1 protein-coding gene is annotated in these 296 nt (G+C 67.9%); it reads left to right on the top strand.

Annotation, left to right across the window (positions count from 1 at the left end):
* Positions 1-296: hypothetical protein (locus tag ACTT8P_RS38575; RefSeq protein ID WP_442836448.1), on the top strand; the 296-nt coding region annotated here is incomplete at both ends.

The following is a 296-nucleotide window of genomic DNA, read 5'->3' on the forward strand; positions in this document are numbered from 1 at the left end:
GGGGTGCTGCGGTATCTGAACGAGGAGACGGCGGGGGTACTGGCGGGACTGCCGACCCCACAGATCGGCTTCAACTATCTCGGACGCATCGACGCCCGAACCTCCGAGCCGGGACGAGACCGGGACTGGCTACCCGTCGGCGAGGACGTGATCGGTGGGGGTGTGGGTGGGGACTTTCCGGTGTTGCATGCGCTGGAGGTCATGGGTGTAGTGCGTGATCTGGCCGAGGGGCCGGAGTTGGTGTTGTCGGTGTCGTGGCCGGGGCGGTTGTTGGGGGAGGAGTCGGCGCGGGCGCT

It is taken from the genome of Streptomyces sp. JW3 (genome assembly GCF_052216785.1).
In the GTDB taxonomy this organism is placed as follows: domain Bacteria; phylum Actinomycetota; class Actinomycetes; order Streptomycetales; family Streptomycetaceae; genus Streptomyces.